Annotated in this window: 16 protein-coding genes; all 16 read left to right on the top strand. The window is 60.4% G+C overall.

What is annotated here, in order from left to right; genetic code table 11:
• Positions 1 to 146 precede the first annotated feature (146 nt).
• The 16 genes from pyrH to tilS all read left to right on the top strand — a co-directional run bounded on the left by pyrH (position 147) and on the right by tilS (position 18,726).
• Entirely contained in the window at positions 147 to 881 is a 735-nt protein-coding gene (gene pyrH, locus ACZ5WQ_RS09650; protein WP_088273395.1) for a UMP kinase, read from the top strand.
• 3 nt (positions 882 to 884) lie between these two features.
• The gene (gene frr, locus ACZ5WQ_RS09645) at positions 885 to 1,442 is read left to right on the top strand and encodes a ribosome recycling factor (RefSeq protein ID WP_088273396.1); all 558 of its coding nucleotides are present in this window, start codon (positions 885 to 887) and stop codon (positions 1,440 to 1,442) included.
• Between the two features lie 23 nt (positions 1,443 to 1,465).
• Positions 1,466 to 2,218 carry a polyprenyl diphosphate synthase gene (gene uppS, locus ACZ5WQ_RS09640; RefSeq protein WP_088273903.1) on the top strand — a complete coding sequence of 251 codons (753 nt, stop codon included), beginning with the start codon at positions 1,466 to 1,468 and terminating at the stop codon, positions 2,216 to 2,218.
• The gene (locus ACZ5WQ_RS09635; RefSeq protein ID WP_088273397.1) at positions 2,218 to 3,033 is read left to right on the top strand and encodes a phosphatidate cytidylyltransferase; all 816 of its coding nucleotides are present in this window, start codon (positions 2,218 to 2,220) and stop codon (positions 3,031 to 3,033) included. Before uppS ends, ACZ5WQ_RS09635 begins: the two co-directional genes overlap by 1 nt.
• A complete protein-coding gene (gene ispC / locus ACZ5WQ_RS09630; protein WP_269686865.1) occupies positions 3,030 to 4,217 on the top strand; it encodes a 1-deoxy-D-xylulose-5-phosphate reductoisomerase in 1,188 nt (395 codons plus the stop codon). Before ACZ5WQ_RS09635 ends, ispC begins: the two co-directional genes overlap by 4 nt.
• 36 nt (positions 4,218 to 4,253) lie before the next feature.
• Positions 4,254 to 5,615 carry a sigma E protease regulator RseP gene (rseP, locus tag ACZ5WQ_RS09625; RefSeq protein WP_228245153.1) on the top strand — a complete coding sequence of 454 codons (1,362 nt, stop codon included), beginning with the start codon at positions 4,254 to 4,256 and terminating at the stop codon, positions 5,613 to 5,615.
• 75 nt (positions 5,616 to 5,690) lie between these two features.
• Positions 5,691 to 8,042, top strand: coding sequence for an outer membrane protein assembly factor BamA (gene bamA / locus ACZ5WQ_RS09620; protein WP_269686867.1), 2,352 nt, complete (start codon positions 5,691 to 5,693; stop codon positions 8,040 to 8,042).
• 44 nt (positions 8,043 to 8,086) lie between these two features.
• Complete coding sequence (locus ACZ5WQ_RS09615; RefSeq protein WP_088273400.1) at positions 8,087 to 8,593, top strand: OmpH/Skp family outer membrane protein; 507 nt, start codon at positions 8,087 to 8,089, stop codon at positions 8,591 to 8,593.
• Complete coding sequence (gene lpxD, locus ACZ5WQ_RS09610) at positions 8,593 to 9,654, top strand: UDP-3-O-(3-hydroxymyristoyl)glucosamine N-acyltransferase (protein WP_269686868.1); 1,062 nt, start codon at positions 8,593 to 8,595, stop codon at positions 9,652 to 9,654. The genes ACZ5WQ_RS09615 and lpxD overlap by 1 nt, the downstream gene beginning before the upstream one ends.
• Positions 9,655 to 9,705: 51 nt before the next feature.
• Positions 9,706 to 10,143: a 3-hydroxyacyl-ACP dehydratase FabZ gene (gene fabZ / locus ACZ5WQ_RS09605; RefSeq protein WP_088273402.1), complete on the top strand. Its 438-nt coding sequence runs from the start codon at positions 9,706 to 9,708 to the stop codon at positions 10,141 to 10,143.
• Entirely contained in the window at positions 10,140 to 10,916 is a 777-nt protein-coding gene (lpxA, locus tag ACZ5WQ_RS09600; RefSeq protein WP_088273403.1) for an acyl-ACP--UDP-N-acetylglucosamine O-acyltransferase, read from the top strand. The genes fabZ and lpxA overlap by 4 nt, the downstream gene beginning before the upstream one ends.
• 1 nt (position 10,917) lies before the next feature.
• Complete coding sequence (gene lpxB / locus ACZ5WQ_RS09595; RefSeq protein ID WP_464382240.1) at positions 10,918 to 12,099, top strand: lipid-A-disaccharide synthase; 1,182 nt, start codon at positions 10,918 to 10,920, stop codon at positions 12,097 to 12,099.
• 11 nt (positions 12,100 to 12,110) lie between these two features.
• Positions 12,111 to 12,701 (top strand): ribonuclease HII, encoded by a 591-nt coding sequence (gene rnhB, locus ACZ5WQ_RS09590; protein ID WP_228245356.1) that lies wholly within the window; start codon positions 12,111 to 12,113, stop codon positions 12,699 to 12,701.
• 104 nt (positions 12,702 to 12,805) lie between these two features.
• Complete coding sequence (dnaE, locus tag ACZ5WQ_RS09585) at positions 12,806 to 16,339, top strand: DNA polymerase III subunit alpha (RefSeq protein ID WP_335600341.1); 3,534 nt, start codon at positions 12,806 to 12,808, stop codon at positions 16,337 to 16,339.
• Between the two features lie 98 nt (positions 16,340 to 16,437).
• Positions 16,438 to 17,394 carry an acetyl-CoA carboxylase carboxyl transferase subunit alpha gene (gene accA, locus ACZ5WQ_RS09580; protein ID WP_464383642.1) on the top strand — a complete coding sequence of 319 codons (957 nt, stop codon included), beginning with the start codon at positions 16,438 to 16,440 and terminating at the stop codon, positions 17,392 to 17,394.
• Complete coding sequence (gene tilS, locus ACZ5WQ_RS09575) at positions 17,395 to 18,726, top strand: tRNA lysidine(34) synthetase TilS (protein WP_464382239.1); 1,332 nt, start codon at positions 17,395 to 17,397, stop codon at positions 18,724 to 18,726.
• The last annotated feature ends 7 nt before the right edge of the window (positions 18,727 to 18,733 follow it).

Genomic DNA, 18,733 nt, shown 5'->3' with positions numbered 1-18,733 from the left:
ATAGGTGGGGGCGACAAGGTTGATCCGAGAGGCTTCCCGCGCAGGCGTGAAGCCTCTTTTTCAAGAAATACTGAACAAGTTCGCGCCCCGATGGTCTGGGTGGAACTCGTTGAGTATTTCTCCCTTCCAGCCCAGGAGACTAAGACATGGCCCAGGTACCCAGTAGCCGCCAACCCAAATACAAGCGCATTCTTCTCAAGCTCAGCGGCGAGGCGCTGATGGGAACCGAGGATTTCGGTATTGATCCCAAGGTGCTGGACCGTATGGCGCTGGAGATCGGGCAGTTGATTGGTATTGGCGTCCAGGTCGGTCTGGTGATTGGCGGTGGCAACCTGTTCCGCGGTGCTGCGTTGAGCGCAGCCGGCATGGATCGGGTCACTGGCGACCATATGGGTATGCTGGCGACCGTCATGAATGCGCTGGCCATGCGCGACTCGCTGGAGCGGTCCAACATTCAGACTCGGGTGATGTCGGCCATTACCATGGAAGGCGTGACCGAGCATTACGACCGCCGCAAGGCAATGCGCTACCTCGCTGGTGGTGACGTGGTAATATTCTCCGCCGGCACGGGTAACCCTTTCTTCACCACCGATACGGCGGCCTGTTTGCGCGGTATCGAGGTCGACGCCGATCTGGTGCTCAAGGCAACCAAGGTGGACGGTGTCTACAACGCCGACCCGATGAAGGACCCGAACGCCGAACGCTTCGAAACACTCAGCTATGACCAGGTTCTGGATCTTAAGCTGGAAGTCATGGACCTGACGGCAATCTGCCTGATCCGTGACCACAATATGCCCCTGCGGGTGTTTAACATGAACAAACCTGGTGCGTTGCTGAATGCGGTTGTTGGCAGCGCCGAAGGAACACTGATCGAGGGTTGAGTAATGATCAACGAAATCAAGCAAGACGCGCAGGAGCGCATGAAGAAATCCGTTGAGGCGCTGGAACACGCGTTCGCCAAGATTCGTACCGGTCGCGCTCACCCGGCTCTGCTGGATAGCATCATGGTCTCCTATTACGGCTCCGATACGCCGCTGCGTCAGGTTGCCAACGTCATCGTTGAGGATTCGCGGACCCTGGCTCTGAGCGTGTTCGACAAGGGCATGATTCAGGCGGTCGAAAAGGCGATCATGACCTCTGATCTGGGCCTCAACCCGGCCACCTCCGGCACGACCATTCGTGTACCCATGCCGGCGCTGACCGAGGAGACCCGCAAGGGCTACACCAAACAGGCCCGTGCAGAGGCTGAAGGCGGTCGCGTTGCCGTGCGCAACATTCGCCGCGATGCGCTGAGTCAGCTCAAGGATCTGCAGAAAGAGAAGGCAATCAGCGAAGACGAGGAGCGTCGCGCCGCTGATGAGGTGCAGAAGCTGACCGACAAGTTCATCGCCGAAATCGACAAGGCGCTGGAAGTGAAAGAAAAGGATCTGATGGCCATCTGAGGCTGTCAGTGACCGGCTTTCAAATGAACAACAAAAAGCAGGCTGGTAGCCTGGCCGTCGTGCCTCGCCACATTGCCATCATCATGGATGGCAACAACCGTTGGGCGCGCAAGCGCCTGATGCCCGGCGTTGCCGGGCACAAGGCAGGTGTTGATGCGGTAAAGGCAATGATTGAGGTCTGCGTCGAGGAAGGGGTCGAGGTGCTGACCCTGTTTGCCTTCTCCAGCGAAAACTGGCAGCGCCCGGCCGACGAGGTCGGTGCGCTCATGGAGCTGTTCCTCAGTGCCCTGCGCCGCGAGGTTCGCAAGCTGGGCGAGAATGGTGTGCGCCTGCGCATCATCGGTGATCGCAGCCGGTTTTCCCGCGAGCTTCAGCAGGCAATGCTGGAGGCCGAGCAGCAGACTGCCCATTGCAGTCGCCTGACGCTGGTCATTGCCGCCAATTACGGTGGCCAGTGGGACATGGCCCAGGCTGCACGAAGTCTGGCGGAAGAAGCAGTGCGCGGTGAGCGCACGCCGGCATCGATTGACGAGCAGGCGATTGAGGCGCGTCTCAGTACTGCGGGCCTGCCGTTGCCGGACCTGTGCATTCGCACTGGCGGTGAAAAGCGCATCAGCAACTTCCTGCTATGGCAGCTGGCCTACGCCGAGCTGTACTTTTCCGATCTTTACTGGCCCGATTTCAAGCATGCCGCCCTGCGCGAGGCGATGTGCGATTTTGCGGGTCGTCAACGCCGATTTGGCAAAACCAGCGATCAGATCGCAGCGGAGTCCTGATGCTCAAGCAACGGGTAATAACGGGCGTCATTCTGGCGCTGATTGCAGTGTCCGGGTTTGTCGGCCTGCAGGGCGCATGGTTTGCGGCGTTTATTGGTGCGGTGGTCATGCTGGCTGCCTGGGAGTGGATGCGGCTGTGCGGTGAAAGCCGTCAGAGCGGTCGCATTGTTTATGCGGCTACCCTCGGCCTGTTCATGGTCGGTCTGTATCGCGACGCTCCGGCCATCATCTACTTCGTCGCGCCAGCGCTGGTTTGGTGGGGCATGGCGACGCTGATGATCCTGCGCTATCCCAACGGCGCCGGCCTGTGGCGCGGCAGTTTTCTGCGCCAACTGTTCGGGTTGCTGATCCTGTTGCCGGCCTGGGCGGGAGTGGTCTGGCTGCGGGCCCAGGAGCACGGGCTGTGGATGCTTCTGGGGCTTGCGGTACTGGTGTTTGGTGCTGATATCGGCGCCTACTTTTCCGGCAAGGCCTTTGGCCGCACCAAGTTGCTGCCCAATGTCAGTCCCGGCAAGACTCGTGAAGGCCTGCTCGGCGGCCTGCTGCTGAGTCTGTCGCTGGCACTGGCAGCCATGCTCTATCTGGGGTGGGGGCTGCAGGCGATTGTGCTGGGCCTTGTCGGTTCGGCGCTGGTGGTGCTGATATCGGTAGTCGGCGACCTGACTGAAAGCCTGTTCAAGCGCGAGGCCGGCCTCAAGGACAGCAGTAATCTGTTGCCGGGGCATGGTGGCGTGCTGGATCGCATCGATAGTCTGACTGCGGCGATTCCGCTGTACGTTGGGGTCTGGCTGCTGCTCGGGAGCCGTTTGGCGTGAGCCGGCAGCAGGTTACCGTTCTGGGTGCTACCGGGTCGATTGGTGTCAGCACGCTGGACGTGATTGCCCGTCACCCGTCGCGCTATCAGGTGTTTGCGCTGACCGGTTATAGCCGCATGAGTGTGCTGGCGGCGCAGTGTCGTGCTCATCGCCCGCAGTATGCGGTCGTCGCTGACGAGGTTCAGGCCGATGTCCTGCAGGCTGAGCTGATGGCAGAAGGGCTGCAGACCGAAGTGCTCCATGGTGCCGACGCGTTGGCGCGGGTTGCTGCCGATGATGCAGTGGATGTGGTGATGGCGGCCATTGTTGGCGCGGCCGGCCTTCGACCAACCCTGGCCGCAGTCCAGGCGGGCAAGCGGGTGTTGCTGGCGAACAAGGAAGCGCTGGTCATGTCCGGCGCATTGTTCATGGAGGCTGTGAAGGCCTCCGGCGCGCGCTTGCTGCCGATCGACAGTGAGCACAATGCGATTTTTCAGTGTATGCCCGAGCATTATTCGGCGGGGCTCGGCAGGGCAGGGGTGCGTCGTATTCTGTTGACGGCTTCGGGTGGGCCGTTTCGTAGCTTTACCTACGAACAGTTGCTTCAGGTAACGCCGGCGCAGGCCTGTGCTCATCCGAACTGGTCGATGGGGCAGAAAATATCGGTGGACTCGGCCAGCATGATGAACAAGGGGCTCGAGTTGATTGAGGCCTGCTGGCTGTTTGCGGCCCATCCGGATCAGGTTGAGGTGGTTGTGCACCCTCAGAGCGTAGTGCATTCGCTGGTCGATTATGTCGACGGGTCCGTGCTTGCTCAGCTGGGAAACCCGGATATGCGAACGCCCATTGCTCATGCCCTGGCGTGGCCTGAGCGCATTGATTCCGGTGTCAGTGCGCTGGATCTGCTGACAACCGCACGACTTGATTTTGAAGCCCCGGACCCGGTGCGATTTCCCTGTCTGCGTCTTGCCCGGGAAGCTGCTCTCGCCGGCGGCACCAGTTGCGCCGTGCTGAATGCGGCCAACGAGGTGGCGGTCGAAGCCTTTCTGGCAGGGCGCGTTCGCTTTGTGGACATCCCTGTTATCATCGAGGACACATTGAACCGTTTGCCCAGTGAGGCGGTGCGCGATCTGGAGCATATTCTGCAGGCAGATCGCAGCGCGCGTGAGCACGCCTCGAGCTGGGTAGAGGCAAACGGAAGCTAAGTTATCGGGTGGCTTGTCCGCCCTGTGAGGTACTGAATGGAGCTGCTGTCTACGTTGTTGGCTACGGTGGTCGCTCTCGGGCTGCTGGTCACCATTCACGAGTACGGTCATTTCTGGGTAGCCCGGCGCTGCGGCATCAAGGTGTTGCGCTTTTCGATCGGTTTCGGCCCTGCGCTGCTGCGCTGGCACGATCGGCGCGGAACCGAATATGCCATCGCCGCCATTCCGCTGGGCGGCTACGTCAAGATGCTCGACGAGCGCGAGGCGCCGGTTGCCGAACACGAGCTGGATCAGGCCTTCAATCGCAAAACGGTAAAGCAGCGCATTGCGGTTGTGGCTGCAGGTCCGCTGGCGAATTTCCTGCTCGCGATCCTCGCCTTCTGGATTGTCGCGGTGATCGGTTTCAGCACGGTGGCGCCAGTGCTTGGCCCCGTCCCTGCCGGTTCCCCTGCGGCATTGGCCGGTATGCACGAAGGGCTGGAAATTACCGCCGTTGATGGCACCTCGACACGAAGCTGGCACGAAATCAATCTGCAACTGATCCGGCGTCTTGGTGAGAGTGGCAGCATTGATGTGACTGCCAAACCCTTTTCCGGTGGCAGTGAACAGCGCTACCAGCTACCCCTCGATAACTGGCTCAGGGGAGAAGAGGCGCCCGATCCAATGGTGGCGCTCGGGTTGACCGGATGGCAGCCTCAAATTCCCCCGCGTATCGGCCAGATTGCGCCTGACGGTGCCGCGGCCGAGGCCGGTTTGCAGCCTGGCGATCTGATTCTTTCTATTGACGGTCAGCCGGTATCCGACTGGCTGACCGACGTGGTGCCGACCATTCAGGCCAATGCGCAGCAGGTCCTGCAATTACAGGTCGAGCGCAACGGCAGCCTGGTTGATATCGCGCTGACGCCGCGTCCCAAGGCAAGTGACGATGTGGTTGTCGGATACGTTGGTGCAGGCGTCGAGCCGATCGACATGCCGGCTCACATGCAGCGCCAGATAAGTTACAACCCTCTGGTCGCTGTGCCGGTCGCGATGCAGAAAACCTGGGAAATGACAGCGCTGACGCTGGACTCACTGTGGAAGATGCTGACAGGGCTGGTCTCGGCAAAAAACTTGAGTGGTCCGATTACGATTGCTAAAGTGGCGGGCGCCTCTGCCAAGTCAGGGCTGGAAAGTTTTCTCAGTTTTATTGCGTACTTGAGTATCAGTCTGGGGGTTTTGAACCTTCTCCCGATACCGGTTCTGGATGGTGGTCACCTGGTGTATTACGTGGCCGAGTGGGTCAGGGGTAAGCCTCTCTCCGAGCGAATTCAGACATGGGGACTGCAGATCGGCTTGAGCCTGATCGTCGGAGTCATGCTGTTTGCCATTTATAACGATATTAGCCGCCTGGGCGGCTGACCAAGTGCACTGCCTGAACACGACCTGCCATTGATGGCAGATAAGAATTCAATCAGCTGGATCAAAACGGATTTCATGAAACGTTACCTATTGCCTGCGCTTTTTTCGATGCTATTGGCGCCGGGGGCTCACGCCGCTGCCTTCCAGATCTCCGATATCCGCGTCAATGGTTTGCAGCGGGTTTCCGCCGGCAGCGTATTCAGCGCCTTGCCGCTGAACATTGGTGACGAAGTCGATGATCCGGAACTGGTCGAAGCTACGCGCTCCCTGTTCCGTACCGGCTTCTTTCAGGATATTCAGCTGGGTCGCGAAGGCGACGTGCTGGTGATCAACCTGGTCGAGCGTCCCTCCATTTCTTCTATCGAGCTGGAAGGCAACAAGGCGATCAAGAGCGAGGACCTGCTCAAGGGCCTGAGCGCCGCCGGCCTGGCTGAAGGCGAGATTTTCCAGCGCGCAACCCTGGAAGGGGTGCGCAACGAGCTGCTTCGTCAGTACGTATCCCAGGGTCGCTACTCTGCCGATATCGAGGCGCAGGTCATTCCCGAACCGCGTAACCGGGTTGCCTTGAAGATTGTCATCGACGAGGGGTCGGTTGCGGCGATTTCGCACATCAACGTTGTCGGCAACACCGTCTTCGAGACCGAAGATCTCGTTGATCTGTTCGAGCTGAAGACGTCGGGCTGGTTCTCGTTCCTGAGCAGTGACGACAAGTATTCCCGCGAGAAGCTGTCGGGTGATCTGGAACGGCTGCGCTCCTATTATCTGGACCGTGGCTACATCAACATGAACGTGGCTTCGACCCAGGTATCCATCACCCCGGACAAGAAACACGTCTATATCACCGTCAACATTACCGAGGGCGAGCGCTACAGCATCAGCGATGTGCGTCTGTCCGGTGATCTGGTCGTAGGTGAGGACGAGATCAAGCGTCTGATGCTGATTGAACCGGGTCAGATTTTCTCCCGCCAGGTGATGACGTCTACCTCCGACCTGATCAGTCGTCGACTGGGTAATGAGGGTTACACCTTCGCCAGCGTCAACGGTATTCCCGAGATCAACGAAGAAGACAAGACGGTTGCCGTGACCTTCTATGTCGACCCGGGCAAGCGTGCCTACGTCAATCGCATCAACTTCCGTGGCAATACCAAGACCGAAGATCAGGTGCTGCGTCGCGAAATGCGGCAAATGGAGGGTGGCTGGGCGTCAACCTATCTGATTGATCAGTCCAAGACCCGCCTTGAGCGCCTGGGTTTCTTCAAGGAAGTGAATGTCGAGACGGTTCCGGTACCCGGCACCGACGATCTGATTGACGTCAATTACAGCGTCGAAGAGCAGCCGTCCGGCTCGGTAACCGCCAGCCTCGGTTTTTCCCAGAGCTCCGGTATCATCCTCGGTGGCTCGATCAGCCAGAACAACTTCTTCGGTACCGGTAACCGGGTAAGTGTCGGGGCAAACCGCTCCGATTATCAGACCTCGTTGTCCTTCGGCTTTCTGGATCCGTACTTCACCGTTGACGGCATGAGCCTGGGCTACAACGCATTCTACCGGACTACCGACTACGATGAGCTGGACGTCGATGTCACCAGCTACGCCGTCGACTCCTTCGGTGGCGGCTTCAACTTCGGTTATCCGGTCAGTGACACCTCGCGCATCTCCTTCGGGATGAGTGCCCAGCAGGACACCATCAAGAGCGGTATCTATACCGTGCAGGAGATTCTGAATTTCCTGGATACCGAAGGGGACAGCTTTACCAACCTGTTCTTCGACGCCTCCTGGTCGCAGAGCACGCTCAATCGCGGCGTATTCCCGGATCGTGGCCACTCGCAGAGCCTGAGCTGGCATGTGACCGTGCCGGGCAGTGATCTGCAGTTCTACACCATGGATTATCGCGGTCAGCGCTTCTTCCCGATGACCGAAGACCTGACCCTGCGTCTGCACACCGATCTGGGCTTTGGTCGCGGCTTTGGCGGTACCGACCGCATGCCGTTCTACGAGCATTACTACGCCGGCGGTATCGGCTCTGTGCGCGGCTTCGAGGACAGCACCCTGGGTCCGAAGAGTACCCCGAATGTCAACGACCCTGATCAGGACTCGCTGCCCTTTGGCGGTAACATCAAGATCACCGGCGGTGCGGAAGTTATCTTCCCGGCCCCCTTCGTCAAAGACCAGCGTTCGTTGCGCACGGCCCTGTTTTTCGACGTAGGTAACATATACGATACCCAGTGCACGCAGACCAAGACGGTTGAGGGCGACAAGAATCCCGGTTGTGGCGATGTTGACCTCGGTGAGCTGCGTTACAGTGTCGGTGTCGGCCTGTCCTGGCTGACCGCACTGGGCCCCTTGGGCTTCAGTCTGGCCATGCCGCTGAATGCTGATTCGGCCGACGACGCCCAGGTGTTCCAGTTCACTCTCGGCCAGACGTTCTGACGTCAGACCAATAACAACGTGGTATCGAAATCAGGAGTTTTAGAGTGGGTAAGTTTACGCGTGTAGCGGTGATGTCCCTGCTGGCTCTGGCCAGTTTCCAGGCCTCTGCCGAGATGAAGATTGCCGTGCTGGATTATCAGATGGCGCTGCTGGAGTCGGATGCAGCGAAGAAATACTCGGTTGACGCCGAAAAGCAGTTCGGTGCGCAGCTGCAACGCGTAAAGAATCTGGAAGCTGAAGCCAAGCGTTTGCAGGAGCGCCTGCAGCGTGATGGCGGTCAGATGGAGCAGTCCGAGCTCGAAAAGCTGGAGCTTGAACTGCGTCAGAAGGTACGTGAGTTCCAGCTGCAGTCGCGTGAGCTGAATGAGGCCAAGGCCCAGTCCGATCGTCAGATGCTGGAAACCCTGCGTCCGCGCCTGGATGCTGCCGTTGAAGGCGTACTGTCCGCAGGTGGTTACGACCTGGTACTCGATCGCGGTGGCGTGATCGAAGTGAAGCCGCAGTTCGATATCACCCGTCAGGTGATTGAGCGCCTGAATAGCACCCGCTGATGTCCGAAATCCTGTCCTTGTCCCTTGCGCGCCTGGCTGAAGAGCTCGGCGCGCAGCTTATTGGGGACCCGCAAACGGAAATCCTCGGCCTGGCGACCCTGCAGGATGCCGGCCCCGGCCAACTCGCTTTTCTGGCCAACGCCCAGTATCGCAAGTACCTGGCTGATACCCGTGCCAGTGCGGTCCTGCTGACCGAGCGCGATGCCGAGGGGTTTGCCGGCAATGCGCTGGTGGTGGCCGACCCTTATCTGACCTACGCTCGCCTGTCTCACCGCTTTGACCGCAAGCCCATAGCAGCTGCCGGTATTCACCCGACTGCGGTGGTGGCAGCGAACGCGCAGGTTGATCCCAGTGCCAGCATTGGCGCCGGTGTGGTTGTCGAGGCCGAGGCCGTTATCGGTGCCGGCGTTACCCTGAGTCCGCAGTGCTATGTCGGTGCGCGTTCGACTATCGGTGCGGGTGGCTGGCTCGCTCCCCGGGTGACCCTTTACCACGACGTTCATATTGGCGAGCGAGTGGTGATTCAGTCGGGTGCGGTAATCGGCTCCGAGGGGTTTGGCTTCGCCAATCAGGCTGGCCACTGGCAGAAAATTGCCCAGATTGGCGGAGTGCGTATTGGTGATGATGTCGAAATCGGTGCCAATACCACCATCGACCGCGGCGCCTTGGCCGACACCCTGATCGGCAACGGGGTCAAGCTCGATAACCAGATTCAGATCGCACATAACGTGCAGGTCGGTGATCACACGGCAATGGCGGCCTGCGTCGGTATCTCCGGCAGCACCAAAATCGGTCGCCACTGCATGATTGCTGGCGGTGTCGGCATGGTCGGGCATATCGAGGTCTGCGACAATGTGTTCGTCAGCGGCATGACCATGGTCACCCGCTCCATCACCGAGCCGGGTGCCTATTCCTCAGGTACGGCGATGCAGCCGGCTGGCGAATGGAAGAAGAGCGCTGCGCGTATCCGTCAGCTTGATGGTATGGCCAAGCGACTTCAGCAGCTCGAGAAACAGCTTGAGCAGGTGACTCGGCAGTCCCCCGACTCATCAAACGCCTGAGTGGCGCCCCGTTCGGGGCGCTTTTATCCTTTTCAGCAAGGCCAGCGATACATGGATATCAACGAAATCAAAGAATACCTGCCCCACCGTTACCCCTTCCTGCTGGTGGATCGGGTTCAGGAGCTGGATCTTGAGAACAAGCGCATTCGTGCTTACAAGAACGTCTCGGTCAATGAGCCGTTCTTCAATGGTCATTTTCCCCAGCACCCGATTATGCCCGGTGTGCTGATCATCGAGGCCATGGCTCAGGCCGCCGGCCTGCTCGGCTTCAAGATGATGGGCGTAAAACCGGCGGATGGCACTCTGTATTATTTTGTCGGCTCCGACAAGCTGCGCTTCCGCCAGCCGGTTGTGCCGGGCGATCAGCTTCAGCTGGAAGCCAGCTATCTGAGTGACAAGCGTGGTATCTGGAAGTTTGCCTGCCGTGCTACCGTTGACGGCAAGGAAGCCTGTTCAGCTGAAATCATTTGTGCGGAACGCAAGATATGAGTCGTATTCACCCTCTGGCGATTGTTGATCCGGCCGCACGGCTGGCTGATGACGTCGAGGTAGGTCCCTGGAGTTATATCGGTGCCGACGTCGAGATTGGCGCCGGCACGCAGGTAGCCTCCCATGTTGTTATCAAGGGGCCGACGACCATCGGGCGCGGGAACCGGATATTCCAGTTCGCGTCGGTGGGCGAGGAGTGTCAGGACAAGAAGTACAAGGGTGAGCCTACCCGGCTGGTGATTGGTGACAACAACATCATCCGCGAAGGCTGCACCCTGCATCGCGGAACCGTGCAGGACCAGGGCATCACCCGTATTGGCAGCAACAATCTGCTGATGGCGTATGTCCATGTCGCCCACGACTGCGTGGTTGGTGACAACATCATCATGGCCAACAATGCGACCATCGCCGGTCATGTACATGTGGGCGATGGTGCGATTCTGGGTGGCTACACCACAGTCCACCAGTTCTGCCACATCGGCTCCTTTGCCATGAGCGCCGCCAATACTGCGGTGTTCAAGGATATTCCGGCGTTTGTCATGGTCGGTGGTAACCCGGCCAGTGCCCATGGCATGAACTTCGAGGGCATGCGTCGTCGCGGTTATTCCGCCGAGCTGATCAGTGCGCTGCGCCGTGCCTACAAGGTCGTCTACCGTCAGGGTCTGACCACCAGCGAGGCGATGGCGCAACTGGCGGAGGCTGCCGAGCAGTTCCCGGAAGTTGCCCTGTACTGTGCCTCCATCAACGAGTCGACCCGCGGCATTACCCGCTGACATGGCAGGTATCGCCCCGTTGCGTTCGAACAAGCCCCTGTGTATTGCCCTGGTTGCCGGTGAGGCGTCCGGCGATACCCTGGGGGCAGGGCTGATCGCGGCGCTCAAGCAACGTTTCCCCAATGCACGTTTTATTGGTATCGGAGGGCCTCGCATGCTCGCCGAGGGCATGCAGACCCGGGTGCCGATGGAGCGTCTGTCGGTAATGGGGCTGGTCGAGGTGCTCGGGCGTCTGCGCGAGCTGCTCAGAATCCGTCGCGAGCTGGTCGATTACCTCAAGCAGGAGCGGCCGGACGTATTCATTGGTATTGATGCGCCGGACTTCACCCTTGGGGTTGAACAGCGTCTGCGTGACGCGGGCATTCCCACGGTGCACTACGTCAGCCCGTCGGTCTGGGCGTGGCGTGAGAAGCGGGTTCTGGGTATCGCTCAGTCGACCGATCTGATGCTCACCCTGTTTCCCTTTGAGGAAGACGTCTACCGCCGGCACGGTGTGGCGGTGCGCTGCGTCGGCCACACCCTGGCCGACCGTGTCCCGCTGGAGCCGGATCGTGCCGCCGCGCGGCAGTCGCTGGGTCTGGCGGAAGCGGGACGTGTTGTCGCTCTGCTGCCGGGTAGCCGCAACGGTGAGCTGCGCAAGCTGGGGCGCCTGTTCCTGGATACTGCCGCCTGGTGCCTTGAGCGTCAGCCGGATCTGCAGTTCATCATGCCCTGCGCCAGTCCTGAACGCCATCAGCAGATGGACGCCATTCTCGCCGAGAGCGGACTTGAGTTGCCGCTGACCCTGTTCGACGGCCAGGCTCATGAGGTATTGGCTGCCTGTGATGCGGTATTGATCGCCTCGGGTACCGCCACGCTCGAAGCCATGCTGTTCAAGCGCCCGATGGTGGTGGCCTATCGTATGGCGGGGCTGACCTTCCGTATCCTCAAGCGGCTGGTCAAGGTGGGGCATGTGTCGCTGCCGAATTTGCTGGCCGGGCGCGAAGTGGCCCCCGAGTTCCTGCAGGATGCGGCGACGCCCGAGGCAATGGGCGAGGCGCTGCTGGCCCGCCTGCTGCCGACCGCAGAGCGAGCCGAAACAGAACAGACCTTTATGCAGCTGCATCAGATGCTGCGTCGTGATGCCGATCAGTGCGCGGCGGACGCGGTTGCCGACCTGATGGCCGAGCGTGGACACCTGTGAGTCAGCTCAGCATGGACTGGTCATTGCCGGCGGGCGAGGAGCTGATCGCCGGGGTTGATGAGGTAGGGCGCGGTCCGCTCTGTGGTGCGGTGGTTACCGCGGCCGTTATCCTGGATCCGGCCCGTCCGATCGAAGGGCTGAATGATTCCAAGAAATTGACCGAGGCGCGGCGAGAGGCACTCTTTCCGCTGATTCAGGAGCGCGCGCTCGCCTGGTGCATTGCCCGGGCCGAGGTGGAAGAAATCGATCGGCTGAATATTCTGCACGCTACCATGCTGGCGATGCAGCGCGCGGTAGCGGGGTTGCAGGTTCGCCCCGATCTGGTGCTGGTGGACGGCAATCGCTGTCCGGCGTTGCCGATGCGCAGCGAGCCGGTGATCAAGGGCGATAGCCGGGTGCCGGCAATTGCGGCAGCATCGATTCTGGCCAAGGTCGCACGTGATCGCGAAATGCTGGAGTTGGACAGGCAATATCCCGGGTATGGCATAGCCGGTCACAAAGGCTATCCAACGCCGGTGCACCTCGCCGCACTGCGTGAGCTGGGTGCGACACCCATTCATCGTCGTTCCTTTGCGCCGGTGCGCAAGGCGCTGGAACGGTAACCGGCTGCAGCGGTCACATCGTTCTGTATGCTGCGACTGGCCGCAGCAGTTCCCCGTCGCTACAATTCTCTGCCTGACGCTTCGCCATCTGAAACAGGATTTCCATGTCATTTTCCTTTGTTCACCTGCGTGTCCACAGTGAGTACTCCCTGGTCGACGGACTGGTCAAGGTCAAACCCCTGATCAAGGCTGTTACCGAGGCGGGCATGCCGGCGGTGGCGATTACCGACCAGAGCAACATGTGCAGCCTGGTCAAGTTCTACAAGGCTGCGATGGGCGGTGGCATCAAGCCGATTTCCGGCGTTGATCTGTGGCTGACCGATGCCGAAGACGACAGCGTGCTGACCCGCATCAGTCTGCTGGCGATGAACCCCAAGGGCTACCGCAATCTCACCGAGCTGGTCTCGCGTGGCTATACCGAGGGTCAGCGCAACGGCGTTGTTACGGTGCGTCGGGAGTGGATTGCCGAGGCCAGCGAGGGCGTGATCGCCCTGTCGGCGGCCAAGGAAGGGGAGATTGGTATCGCGCTGCTGTCTTCGAGCCCCGAACGGGCGGATGAGCTGCTGGCCTATTGGATGGGTGTCTTCCCTGATCGCTTTTATCTCGAACTGCAGCGCACCAGTCGCGTCAATGATGAGGAACACGTGCATGCCGCCGTCGCGCTGGCGGCGCGCAGCGGCTGTCCGGTGGTCGCGACCAACGATGTACGCTTTCTCAAGCGCGGTGACTTCGAGGCCCATGAGACCCGTGTCTGCATTGGTGAGGGCAGGGCGCTGGACGATCCGCGCCGGGTGCGTCAGTACAGCGAGGAGCAGTACCTGAAAACCTCGGAGGAAATGGCCGAGCTGTTTGCCGATATCCCCGAGGCGCTGGAAAACAGTGTCGAAATTGCCAAGCGCTGCAATATCGATGTCCAGCTGGGTACCTACTTTCTGCCGGAGTTTCCCATTCCGGATGGTCTTACCATCGAGGAGTACTTCAAGAAGGTCTCCTTCGAGGGCCTGGAAGAGCGTCTGAAGGTGATTCTGCCGCCTGATACGCCGGACTACGAGGCCAAGCGCCAGGTCTATATCGACCGTCTCAACTTCGAACTCGACATCATCAATCAGATGGGCTTTCCCGGCTACTTCCTGATCGTGATGGACTTTATCAAGTGGGCCAAGGGCAACGGCGTGCCGGTAGGCCCGGGCCGGGGCTCGGGGGCGGGGTCGCTTGTCGCCTATTCGCTGCTGATTACCGACCTTGATCCGCTGGCCTACGATCTGCTGTTTGAGCGCTTCCTCAACCCGGAGCGTATTTCCATGCCCGACTTCGACGTCGACTTCTGCATGGAAGGCCGCGATCGGGTCATCGACTATGTAGCCGACGCCTACGGCCGAAACGCGGTCTCGCAGATCATCACCTTCGGTACCATGGCGGCCAAGGCGGTAGTGCGCGACGTGGCGCGGGTGCAGGGCAAGTCTTACGGCCTGGCCGACAAGCTGTCGAAGATGATTCCCTTCGAGGTCGGCATGACGCTGACCAAGGCCTATGAGCAGGAAGAGATGCTGCGCGATTTCCTCGCCAACGATGAGGAAGCCCAGGAAATCTGGGACATGGCGCTCAAGCTGGAGGGTATTACCCGTAACGTCGGAAAACACGCCGGGGGCGTGGTAATCGCGCCGACCAAGCTGACCGATTTCGCGCCACTGTATTGCGACGAATCGGGTGGCGGCCTGGTTACCCAGTTCGACAAGGACGACGTGGAAGCCGCCGGTCTGGTGAAGTTCGACTTCCTCGGTCTGCGGACCCTGACCATCATCAAGTGGGCGATGGAAACCATCCACCGCCAGCAGCGTGCGCAGGGCGCCAGTGACGAGGAACTGGTCAATATCGACCTGATCCCGCTGGATGACGCACCGACCTACAGCATGCTGCAAAAAGCGGAAACCACCGCCGTTTTCCAGCTTGAATCGCGCGGCATGAAGGAGCTGATCAAGAAGCTCAAGCCCGACTGTCTGGAAGACATGATCGCACTGGTGGCCCTGTTCCGTCCGGGCCCGTTGCAGTCAGGCATGGTGGACGACTTCATCAACCGCAAGCACGGACGGGAAGAGATTTCCTACCCGCACCCCAACTATCAGTACGCCGGTCTTGAGCCGGTACTAAAGCCTACCTACGGCATCATCCTGTATCAGGAACAGGTCATGCAGATCGCCCAGGTGATGGCTGGCTACACCCTGGGTGGCGCGGACATGCTGCGCCGGGCGATGGGTAAGAAAAAGCCCGAAGAGATGGCCAAGCAGCGTGGCGGCTTTATCGAAGGCTGCGCCAATAACGGCATTGACGCGGACCTGGCCGGTAACATTTTCGATCTGGTAGAAAAGTTCGCCGGTTACGGCTTCAACAAGTCGCATTCGGCCGCCTATGGTCTGGTTTCCTACCAGACTGCCTGGCTGAAGGCCCATTACCCGGCACCCTTCATGGCAGCGGTTCTCTCGGCGGATATGCACAACACCGACAAGGTGGTGACGCTGATTGAGGAATGCCGCAGCATGCGCCTGCGGATCAAGGCGCCGGATGTCAATGTTTCGGAATTCAAGTTCACCGTCGATGACGCCGGTGATGTGGTTTACGGCCTCGGCGCGATCAAGGGCGTGGGTGAAGGCCCGGTCGAAACCATCGTTGAGACCCGCAAGGCCGGCGGCCCGTTTAACGACTTGTTCGACTTCTGCGCCCGGGTGGACCTCAAGCGTATCAACAAGCGGGTGATGGAAGCGCTGATTCGCAGCGGTGCGCTGGATCGCCTCGGGCCGTTCTTCGCCGAGGAAGTTCAGGCCTATCAGAAGCAGATCGACCGTAACCGCGCAGCATTGATGAGCGCGATGGAAGAGGCGATTGCCTCGGCCGAACAGACCGCGCGCAGCGCCGATAGCGGCCACGACGACCTGTTTGGTGATTTGCTAGGGCCATCTACCGAACGCGACGTGTACGAGCCCTACCGCAAGGTGCGCGAGTGGACCTTCAAGGAACGCCTGCGTGGCGAGAAGGAAACCCTGGGTCTGTATCTGACGGGTCACCCGATCGACGAGTACGAACGCGAGATTCGGCGTTTTGCCCGTCAGCGCATTCTGGATCTGAAGCCTTCGCGCGAGAGCCAGACCATCGCTGGGCTGGTATTCGACATGCGGGTGATGAAGAACAAGCGCGGCGACAAGGTAGGCTTTGTCACCCTCGATGACCGATCGGCGCGGATCGAGGTGTCACTGTTCTCCGAGGCCTACAATGCGGCGCAGGCTTTGCTGCAGAAGGACGCCATGCTGGTGGTCGAAGGGGAGGTTGCGGTCGATGACTTCTCCGGCGGCATGCGGGTGCGTGCCAAGCGCGTGATGAGTCTGGAGGAGGCGCGTACCGGGCTGCTCGACAGTGTACGGGTGAACCTCGATGGCGCCCGTCACGACGCCGCCGCGCTGAGCCGAATGGCAGGGCTGCTGCAGCAGTATCGCGGCGGCTGCCCGGTTACGGTCGAGTACCAGCGGGCCGATGCGGCAGCGCTGCTGCGCCTGGGTGACGAGTGGCGTGTGGAGCCGGCAGACGATCTGCTGCAAAGCCTGCGTGACCAGTTGGGCAAAGACAGCGTCTCTCTGCACTATAGATAGCGCAAAGCCGGATGCTCGACGGGCGCCCGGCAATCCCGTAAGGTTATTTGCGAAACTTTTGGATGCCCGGATCGGGCGCAAGCGGATGATGGATGCCTATGAGCAACAGCCAGAAATACTTGGAGTTTGAACAGCCAATTGCGGACCTGCAGGCCAAGATCGAAGAGCTGCGTCTGGTCGGCAGTGACAACGCGCTGAACATCACCGAAGAAATCACTCGGCTGCAGGAGAAGAGCAAGTCCCTGACCGAGAGCATTTTCGGCAACCTGAGCAGCTGGCAGGTTGCCCAGATGTCGCGCCACCCGCAGCGGCCCTATACGCTGGATTATATCCGTCACATTTTTACCGACTTTGAAGAGCTGCACGGCGATCGCCATTTTGCCGATGATGCCGCCATCGTTGGCGGCATTGCGCGTCTGGACGGCCGGCCGGTGATGGTCATCGGTCACCAGAAAGGCCGTGACGTAAAGGAAAAGGTGCGCCGCAACTTCGGCATGCCCAAGCCGGAAGGCTACCGCAAGGCCTGCCGCCTGATGGAAATGGCCGAGCGCTTCAAGATGCCGATCCTGACCTTTATCGACACCCCCGGCGCGTATCCGGGTATTGATGCCGAAGAGCGCGGCCAGAGTGAGGCCATTGCCTGGAACCTGCAGGTCATGTCGCGTCTGAAAACGCCGATTATCGCCACTGTTATTGGTGAAGGCGGCTCCGGCGGTGCGCTGGCCATTGGTGTCTGCGATCATCTGATGATGCTGCAGTACTCGACCTATTCGGTGATCTCGCCCGAGGGCTGTGCTTCCATTCTCTGGAAAAGCGCCGAAAAGGCGGCTGATGCAGCGGCGGCCATGGGTATTACCGCCGAGCGTCTGAAAGAGCTGGGACTGGTCGACACCCTGATCCCCGAGCCGCTGGGTGGCGCACAGCGCTCACCGCAGGAAACTGCCGAGCGCCTCAAGGAGCAACTGGTTGCGCAACTGGCCAAACTTGACGAACGCACTCCCGAGCAACTGCTGGAAACCCGCTACCAGCGGCTGATGTCCTTCGGTATTCAGTAAATGCTCACACCGCAGGGGCTGCGCGAGCAGCTCAGCTCCTGTTTGGGCGCCCCGGCCTGGTGGCTGGGGTTGTCCGGTGGTCTGGATTCCATGGTTCTACTTGAGCTGCTGGTCCAGGCGCGCCAATCCTCTGATATTCCGCCACTTTACGCCATTCATATTCATCACGGACTGCACCCCGAGGCTGACGCCTGGGCGATGCATTGTCAGCGTGCCTGCGACGCCCGGGGTGTGCCGCTGACGGTGGTGCGGGTGCGGGTGGGGCAGAGTCCCAGTATCGAACAGGCTGCCCGCGACGCGCGCTACGCAGCCTTTGCTGAGGCACTGCCGGAGGGCGCCGAGTTGCTGCTGGCGCATCATGCCGATGATCAGCTGGAAACGATGTTGTTTCGCATGCTGCGTGGCACGGGTATTCAAGGGCTGGCAGGGATGCCTGCTCGTCGCCCGCTCGGGCGTGGCTGGCTGTCACGACCGTTGCTGGACGCGTCGCGCGCCGAGCTTGCGGATTTCGCTGTTCGACAGGGTTTGAACTGGATTGAGGATCCTGCCAACAGGGATGCGCGTTTTGCCCGTACGGCGCTGCGGCACGCGTTGTTGCCGGCGCTGCGTGACAGCTGGCCGCAGGTAGACCAGAGTCTGCGCCGCCTGGCAGAACATGCTGATGAGGCCTGCGGGTTGCTGGATGACCTGGCAGCATCTGATCTGCAGTCTGCCGTGTTACCGCTTGATGATGCCTGGCTTGGTCACTGGCCGAGTCTGCTGCTTGCACCGGTACTGGTGTTGTCGCCCGCCAGGCAGCGCAATCTGCTGCGTTTCTGGTTGAGGCAGCAGGGCGTGCTGATGCCGGATCAGCGGCATCTTGATCAGTGGGTGCAGCAACTCGCAGCCTGCAGCGACGCGCAACCGCAACTGCTGCTGGGTAGTCACAGGCTATACCGTTCGTCAGATCGTCTCTGGCTGGTGGAGGCCGGCTGGCCCCGGCAGGGGAGTGCCCAGATTTGTCAGCCACTTGCCTGTCAGTCGCTGTTGGCCGGTAACGGGACCCTCTTTATCGCGCCGTCGTCCGGCGGTTTACGAGCTCCCGGTGCGGCTGGGTGGCAGCTTGCGTACCGGCAGGGGGGCGAGCGAATAAAGCTGCCGGGCAGGCCTACCCGGTCGGTCAAACAGCTGCTTCAGGAGGCCCGCGTACCTGCCTGGCTGCGTCCTTCGGTGCCGTTGCTATACTCAGGCGGCGAGCTGGTTTCGGTGGCGGGGCGCTGGAACGCCGAGCAGGCTCTGGTGGACGGAAATCAGAGTGGTTTTACGGTCAGTTGGAAGCCTGTTTCGGATTGAGCAAGCG

This window comes from Halopseudomonas sp. T1L2 (assembly GCF_055397385.1).
This window is presented reverse-complemented; position numbering and strand designations above follow the sequence as displayed.

Excerpts from the sequence above, each read along its gene's own strand:
- pyrH (WP_088273395.1), top strand. The coding sequence starts at position 147 with ATGGCCCAGGTACCCAGTAGCCGCCAACCCAAATACAAGCGCATTCTT.
- frr (WP_088273396.1), top strand. The coding sequence starts at position 885 with ATGATCAACGAAATCAAGCAAGACGCGCAGGAGCGCATGAAGAAATCC.
- uppS (WP_088273903.1), top strand. The coding sequence starts at position 1,466 with ATGAACAACAAAAAGCAGGCTGGTAGCCTGGCCGTCGTGCCTCGCCAC.
- ACZ5WQ_RS09635 (WP_088273397.1), top strand. The coding sequence starts at position 2,218 with ATGCTCAAGCAACGGGTAATAACGGGCGTCATTCTGGCGCTGATTGCA.
- rseP (WP_228245153.1), top strand. The coding sequence starts at position 4,254 with ATGGAGCTGCTGTCTACGTTGTTGGCTACGGTGGTCGCTCTCGGGCTG.
- bamA (WP_269686867.1), top strand. The coding sequence starts at position 5,691 with ATGAAACGTTACCTATTGCCTGCGCTTTTTTCGATGCTATTGGCGCCG.
- lpxD (WP_269686868.1), top strand. The coding sequence starts at position 8,593 with ATGTCCGAAATCCTGTCCTTGTCCCTTGCGCGCCTGGCTGAAGAGCTC.
- fabZ (WP_088273402.1), top strand. The coding sequence starts at position 9,706 with ATGGATATCAACGAAATCAAAGAATACCTGCCCCACCGTTACCCCTTC.
- lpxA (WP_088273403.1), top strand. The coding sequence starts at position 10,140 with ATGAGTCGTATTCACCCTCTGGCGATTGTTGATCCGGCCGCACGGCTG.
- lpxB (WP_464382240.1), top strand. The coding sequence starts at position 10,918 with ATGGCAGGTATCGCCCCGTTGCGTTCGAACAAGCCCCTGTGTATTGCC.
- rnhB (WP_228245356.1), top strand. The coding sequence starts at position 12,111 with ATGGACTGGTCATTGCCGGCGGGCGAGGAGCTGATCGCCGGGGTTGAT.
- dnaE (WP_335600341.1), top strand. The coding sequence starts at position 12,806 with ATGTCATTTTCCTTTGTTCACCTGCGTGTCCACAGTGAGTACTCCCTG.
- accA (WP_464383642.1), top strand. The coding sequence starts at position 16,438 with ATGAGCAACAGCCAGAAATACTTGGAGTTTGAACAGCCAATTGCGGAC.
- tilS (WP_464382239.1), top strand. The coding sequence starts at position 17,395 with ATGCTCACACCGCAGGGGCTGCGCGAGCAGCTCAGCTCCTGTTTGGGC.